The sequence below is a fragment of the Pediococcus ethanolidurans genome, assembly GCF_001437405.1.
Taxonomy (GTDB): domain Bacteria; phylum Bacillota; class Bacilli; order Lactobacillales; family Lactobacillaceae; genus Pediococcus; species Pediococcus ethanolidurans.
The window spans coordinates 66060-72334 of the sequence record NZ_JQBY01000012.1 but is presented as its reverse complement, the minus strand read 5'-3'; the positions used below and the strand labels follow the sequence as shown (position 1 = coordinate 72334).

Here is a 6275-nt window from a genome sequence, read left to right as displayed (position 1 = left end):
CTTGATACCTCTTACTTTAGGATGTTTGACAAAGAGCCAATTAAACTAGTTTCGAGATCCTCTTATTTTATTGACGTTTATTTTGAATCTGACCCGTACACAATTGTCTGCACCTTTTTAGTGATTTTGGCGATCTTTGGAAAACCACTAAATCCGCTCTGGTCATGACCATGCGTCATCACAACTAAAATGTAACGTTCACCATTGGGCAATGTCACGATACCGGCATCATTGTTCGTATCGTTTAAAAAGCCAACCTTATCAGCTACTTTAGTTCCACTCTGTGCTGAACTAGCTCCAGCTGGAATACCCGTTCGATAAATTTGTTTACTCATTAAGCCCAGAATCTTTTGTTGATCACTACTATTTTTAAAGGGTCCCTGAGCTTGACTTAGTTTTTCCAATAAGAGCATCAAACTGTGACTTGTGGTGGTTGCCACTTTAGTTTCTTGGAATACCGGATTGTACCATCCTTGATTTTTAACAAACTGATTGGCCGTTGACATCCCATAGCTTTGGAGTTTGGCATCCGCGTAGGTATTATCACTATTCACAATCATTTGATAAAATCCATTCGTATTAGTCGCTGTCCAACTAAATTGACCCTTAAGCTTTTGATTCATCAAGAATGCACTGATAAATAATTTGAAAGTGCTGGCAGCTACTTCCGGTGTATGTGCATTTGATTCGGTTGTTAAGCTACCTTCTTTATAGACCGCTGCATTCTTAATTTTCTTGGCATCTTTTTTAGAAGCCCCAAGATTATAAAAACTAACACTAGTTGTGCCATCTTTAGTAACTTCTTTCAAATAGCTTTGTAATTCAGATTTTATTTTTCGTCGTTTTTTAACGACTTGAGAAGTTTGTGAAGTAGATTCTGACTGCGCCGAGCTACTATTGCTGGCCGCATTAGAATTGGACTGCGCACTTCCAGAATTTATTTTGATATAAACCAATAGAATTAAGAGGATTCCCATGACCCATGGAAACGCCTTAAAGATGATTCTATTTATGCTTGGTTTTTTATTATTTCTCATTAATTTCAATCCTTATATTAGTGCAGCCTGATTTTGCTTCCCCCTAAACAACAGCTACACATTCGTTTATGTACATTCTCAAAAATACTACTAAATTTGTCCCTTTTGTACCGGCTTTTTAAAGCTTAATATTAATGTTTCGTTACATTCGTAAAATGTTGGGAATGGGTTGTGGGTTTTAGGGTGGATCGTTGGATTATTTGATTATTTCGATAGATCACTTTTCTAACTTTATAGCCGAAACGTGCCAAAAAGAACAGCTTTCTCCGCTTGCCAGTTCTTGCGGTGTGAACTTCCGCCACAAGAATGGTCATCGTATGGAACATCATTGATTATTAGCGAATTTTGCTAATAATCTTCCTTAGAGTGGAATAGTAGCTACGATAACTAAACGATTCCAAAAAAGAATCATTCAGTTAGATCACCTCCTACCTTTATAGCCGAAACGTGCCAAAAAGGACAGCTTTCTCCGCTTGCCAGTTCTTGCGATGTGAACTTCCGCCACAAGAATGGTCATCGTATGGAACATCATTGATTATTAGCGAATTTTGCTAATAATCTTCCTTAACGTGGAATAGTAGCTACGATAACTAAACGATTCCAAGCCCGAATCATTCAGTTATCTAGGCTAATGCTCGAAAGTTAACCGTCCTTTTGGGCACTCTTTTTTACATCATTCCCAATCTCACCCTTGCCTCCCTACTCATCCTATCAATCGTCCAAATCGGCTCCCACACCAAATCTATCCTTACCTTCTTCACCTCATCGGCCGCCATCAACGCCTCCGTAATCGCATCATTCAACACATCCGTCAACGGGCATCCCATCATCGTCAACGTCATTGTCACCGTACACAATCCCTTTTCATCTACCTGCACATCGTAAATCAAACCTAATCCCACCAAATCGACCCCAATTTCCGGATCAATCACCTTCGACAAAATCTGAAATCCCTTCTCCTTAAAATCACTATCCTCTGCAGCCATTCCTAACTCACCCTCCTAACCAATCGCGCCTTCCATCTCCAAACTAATCAATCGATTCAATTCCACCGCATATTCCATCGGCAACTTTTTCGTAAATGGTTCCACAAAACCCATTACAATCATCTCCGTCGCCTTACGCTCCGATATTCCTCTACTCATCAAATAGTAAAGCTGTTCCTCCGAAATCTTTGAAACCTTTGCCTCATGCTCCATTGACACATTACTATTCAAAATTTCATTATACGGAATCGTATCACTCGAAGAATCATCATCCATAATAATCGTATCGCATTCAACGTGGGCAAACGATCCCGCCGAATCCCGCGCAAACTTAACATTACCCCGGTAATCCACAATGCCACCATCTTTAGCAATCGACTTAGAAACAATTGATGATGACGTATCCGGAGCGTTATGCATCATTTGGGCACCCGTATCTTGATCCACATGATGTCCCGCCACAGCAATTGATAACATTGTGCCACGTGCCCCTCTTCCATTTAAATAAACAGATGGGTACTTCATCGTCGTTTTGGAACCCAAATTGCCATCGACCCACTCCATCGTGGCATTTTCTAATGCTTGTGCCCGTTTAGTTTCCAAACTATAAACATTTGTTGACCAATTTTGAATAGTGGTATATCGACAATACGCATCTTTCAACACATTGACTTCAACAACCGCTGCATGCAAACTATCAGTATCGTATTTCGGTGCCGTGCACCCTTCGACATAATCAATTTGACCACCTTCATCCACAATAATTAAAGTGCGTTCAAACTGACCAGAGTTAGCGGCATTAATTCGAAAGTATGCCTGAACCGGAATTTGCGTTTGTACGCCTTTGGGAACATAAAGAAAAGTGCCTCCCGACCAAACTGCCGCATTCAAGGCCGCAAACTTATTATTCGTAGGTTTGATCAATTTACCAAACCATTTTCTGAAAAGTTCTGGATATTTTTGCAGTGCCGTATCTGTATCTGTAAAAATGATTCCTTGTTTTGCAAACGTTTCACGCATATTGTGATAAACTGCTTCTGATTCATATTGTGCCGAGGATCCCGCCAAATATTGTCTTTCGGCTTGGGGAACCCCTAAACGATCAAATGTTTTTTTAATCGTGGTTGGTACATCATTCCAATCACGATACTTTTTATCCGTTGCCTTTTGATAATAAAGCATATTCTCCAAATCTAGGTCATCTAACCTAGGACCAAATTTAGGCATCGGTAATTTTTTATAAATTTTATAGGCGTTCAATCGATAGTCCAGCATCCACTGCGGTTCATTTTTCTCTGCTGAAATTTGACGAATAATCTCTTCGTTTAAACCTTTACCAGTAGAAAATACCGGGGTCACATCATCATGAAATCCATACTCATAATCACTCGAAGTTGTTGTACTCATTTTCTTCTCCTCCCAGTGCAGTCTTAGCCGCATGCCATGCTAAAGTTGCGCACTTTATTCGTGCCGGAAACGCGGCCAAACTTCCTAAAATAGCTGCATCCCCTAAATCATTTTGAGTAGTTGTTGGCACCGTTTGTCCCATCGTTAGTTGAAAAAAAGCATCACATTCTTCAAGCGCTTTTGTAATGGGAACGCCAGTTAAGGCATCTGTCATCATACTAGCTGAAGCCTGAGAAATCGTACAACCATTGCCAGTGAAGGAGATTTTTTCCACCTTATTAGTTGTTATTTTGACAAATACACGAATATCATCGCCACAGGAAATGTTATGTAATTCAATACTTTGTGTGGCATCCGCCAGGTCATTTTTATGATGAGGATGACTGGCATGGTCCAGCACAACCGCTCGATAAAGTTGATTCAGTTTATTAAGACTCACGATCAAAGAACTCCTTTACCATTTTCACCGCATAAACAAACCGATCCATATCAGTCAGCGAGTTATAAAAACTCAGACTAGCCCGCACTGTTGCCTCAACGCCGAGTGTCGTCATTAGGGGTTGTGCGCAATGGTGACCAGCCCGAACTTCGACACCCAACATGTCTAAACCAGTCGCCACATCATGTGGATGGAGATTTTTTAGATTGAACGCCACAATGCCATTATGTTGAACCACGTTTTGCGGACCATAGATCGTCAATCCGGCAACCTGTTCCAACTCGGGAAGTAACCGCTCAATTAATTCACGCTCTGTGGCTTCAATCCAAGGCATCCCAATAGCCTTCAAATAATCAATAGCGGCACCTAGTCCAATCACCCCACCGATATTGGGTGTCCCCGCTTCAAACTTCCACGGAGCTTGTTGCCATTTAGCTTGCGTTTGCGTCACATTTTCAATCATTTCACCGCCAAATTGAATTGGCGGCATCACCTTGAGTAATTCTGGTTTACCAAACAAAACACCAATGCCAGTTGGTCCCAACATTTTATGTCCAGAAAAGGCTAAAAAATCAACGTTTAAATCTTGCACATCAATTTTCTGATGTGCTACTGATTGAGCGGCATCAACCACCACATAAGCATGTTTTTCATGTGCTAACTTGGCGATTAGTTTAATCGGATTTGTGACGCCCAAGACATTACTCGTTTGCGCAACGGATACGATTTTGGTGTGTTCATTTAACTTTTTTCGAAAATCCTGTAGATCTAAAGTTTGATCATCAGTCAACATCACATACCGCAGCTTAGCATGTGTTCTTTTGGCAAGTTGCTGCCAAGGGATTAAGTTACTATGATGTTCCATAATAGTGATTAGAATTTCATCATCTTGATTCACGACCAAATCACCAAAACTGCTGGCAATCAAATTAAGACTTTCCGTCGTTGAACGCGTGTAGACAATTGATTTTGCATTTGGTGCATGAATAAATGCCGCCACTTTTTCACGAACCTGTTCATAGGCTTCAGTTGCTTCGTTTGCTAAAGTGTAAACACCGCGATGGACGTTGGCATTGGACGTTTGATAAAAATCGGAAATGCGCTCTAAAACTTGATTCGGTGTTTGTGAAGTGGCCGCATTATCTAAATACAGCAAGGGTTCACTATTAACTCTTCGGGAAAGAATCGGAAAGTCTTTAGCTATCGTTTCGAATTTATTCGCCATCAGTCAACTTTCTTTCTAATATTTTTTGAAAATTTTCTCGCACACGTTGATCGGCAATTTCTTTTGCAAAAGTACCAATAAATCCGCGAACCACTAATTTTTTAGCAGCCTCTTTTGGCAATCCTCGGCTCATTAAATAATACAATTGCTTTTTATCAAGGCGTCCAACACTAGCCGCATGACCTGCGACGACATCATTTTCGTCAATCAACAAAATTGGATTAGCATCACCACTTGCTTGATCCGATAACATCAACACGCGATTTTCTTGTTGTGCAATCGTTCCGTGAGCACCGTGAATAATTTTGCCGATGCCATTAAAAACTAGGCGCGATTGATCGAGGATCACTCCTCGTTGACTAATTTTGCCAATTGAATGTGGTGCAAAATTAGTCACCCGTGTGTTCATACCCTGCGTCTGTTTTCCAGACGTAATTGCCCCATTATTAATGGTTGCTTGCGCGTGACGACCAACTAGTTCTGCATTCATTTCAGCCACCACATTACCATCGCTAAATGAGCCAATTGACCAATCCAACTTAGCATTTTCACCTACTGATGCCTGTCGATTGACATAAACATCTGTATCGGCCGCAAAGACATCCACGTTGATTAAATTCAGGTGACTATTCGGCGCTAGGATAATCTCCGAAATACGATGAATTTTACCGCTAGCTTGAGCCTGTTCATTTTCCAAACAGATTGTTACCTGAGCACCTTCGTCAATCACAATAAGATTATGACTGATCTCTTCATTTTGAGCGCTATCAGCAATATGATTCATAAAAATTGGTGTGGTTAACTTTGTATTTTCTGGAATGTATAAAAAATTTCCAGAATTGACAAATGCAGTACTAAAACTAATTAGGCGATCAGATAATTTTGTTAAAGCCTGCTGCATAAAATACTTTTTTACTAAGTCTTCGTATTTGGTTAAAGCTACTGATAACGAACACAAAATGTAATCTTTCGTACTTTGATCGTCATGATCCAATTGAGCTACTTGATTTACTTCGGGTAATTCGCCTAAATTCCAATTGATATAATTCACCTTTGCAAACCGTGGATCTTTGGTTATGCGCCTGTTTTTCAGTGCTGCACGACGAATATCTGTGAACCAATCCGGTTCATTTGGAAATAAAAAAGGCGTTAATTGTGATTCGATCGTTGTTCCATCCATC

6 protein-coding genes are annotated in these 6275 nt (G+C 40.4%); all 6 read right to left on the bottom strand.

The annotated features are described in order from the left end of the window. Window positions 1-77: 77 nt before the first annotated feature. The 6 genes from IV87_RS06520 to sufD all read right to left on the bottom strand — a co-directional run bounded on the left by IV87_RS06520 (window position 78) and on the right by sufD (window position 6274). Window positions 78-1037: a serine hydrolase gene (locus IV87_RS06520; RefSeq protein WP_082623538.1), complete on the bottom strand. Its 960-nt coding sequence runs from the start codon at window positions 1035-1037 to the stop codon at window positions 78-80. A gap of 668 nt (window positions 1038-1705) precedes the next feature. Further along, window positions 1706-2023, bottom strand: coding sequence for a metal-sulfur cluster assembly factor (locus IV87_RS06515; protein ID WP_057806579.1), 318 nt, complete (start codon window positions 2021-2023; stop codon window positions 1706-1708). A gap of 15 nt (window positions 2024-2038) precedes the next feature. After that, entirely contained in the window at window positions 2039-3430 is a 1392-nt protein-coding gene (sufB, locus tag IV87_RS06510) for a Fe-S cluster assembly protein SufB (protein WP_057806572.1), read from the bottom strand. Further along, window positions 3408-3869 carry a Fe-S cluster assembly sulfur transfer protein SufU gene (gene sufU / locus IV87_RS06505; protein ID WP_057806570.1) on the bottom strand — a complete coding sequence of 154 codons (462 nt, stop codon included), beginning with the start codon at window positions 3867-3869 and terminating at the stop codon, window positions 3408-3410. The genes sufB and sufU overlap by 23 nt, the downstream gene beginning before the upstream one ends. Beyond that, window positions 3859-5094 (bottom strand): cysteine desulfurase, encoded by a 1236-nt coding sequence (locus IV87_RS06500; protein ID WP_057806568.1) that lies wholly within the window; start codon window positions 5092-5094, stop codon window positions 3859-3861. Before IV87_RS06500 ends, sufU begins: the two co-directional genes overlap by 11 nt. After that, complete coding sequence (gene sufD / locus IV87_RS06495; RefSeq protein ID WP_162259951.1) at window positions 5084-6274, bottom strand: Fe-S cluster assembly protein SufD; 1191 nt, start codon at window positions 6272-6274, stop codon at window positions 5084-5086. Before sufD ends, IV87_RS06500 begins: the two co-directional genes overlap by 11 nt. Between the last annotated feature and the right edge of the window lies 1 nt (window position 6275).